This is a genomic window from Algoriphagus litoralis, assembly GCF_003259255.1.
GTDB classification, from domain to species: domain Bacteria; phylum Bacteroidota; class Bacteroidia; order Cytophagales; family Cyclobacteriaceae; genus Algoriphagus; species Algoriphagus litoralis.
In genome coordinates this window covers 1-340 of the sequence record NZ_QGOL01000069.1, presented here as the reverse complement: position 1 = coordinate 340, position 340 = coordinate 1, and the positions used below count along the sequence as shown (strand labels likewise).

1 protein-coding gene is annotated in these 340 nt (G+C 40.6%); it reads right to left on the bottom strand.

Annotation, left to right across the window (positions count from 1 at the left end; translation table 11 throughout):
* Window positions 1–70 precede the first annotated feature (70 nt).
* Entirely contained in the window at window positions 71–256 is a 186-nt protein-coding gene (locus DK188_RS21390; RefSeq protein WP_317046890.1) for a GIY-YIG nuclease family protein, read from the bottom strand.
* Window positions 257–340: the final 84 nt, after the last annotated feature.

Sequence of the window (340 nt, the reverse complement as noted above, 5' to 3'; positions counted from 1 at the left end):
TCGTACCAGGAGCGGGAATCGAACCTGCCTGCAGCAGGCAGGCCCGCACGGGATTGGCTCCCACAAGATTTTATTTTATCAAAGACCTCAAATACCTTTTTCCTGACGTAGTTTTGAGTTTTTTCTCTTCTGCTCTAGCCTCAGCTCTTGTCAATTTTTCAATCTTAAAAATTAACTCAAATGGTGCATATGGCTTTGTGGTCTTTTCATATCCAGAATTGTGCCTGTTCAGTCGGTCACTCAAATCACTCGTCATTCCTACATAGATGTAGTTTTTAACCTGACTCTTTATAGCATAAACTGTAAACATGCTTTAAAATACAAAAAGCCTCACAGGGTT

What these genes read in the sequence shown, in the direction of transcription:
- DK188_RS21390 (WP_317046890.1), bottom strand. Translation starts at nt 256, where the DNA reads ATGACGAGTGATTTGAGTGACCGACTGAACAGGCACAATTCTGGATAT.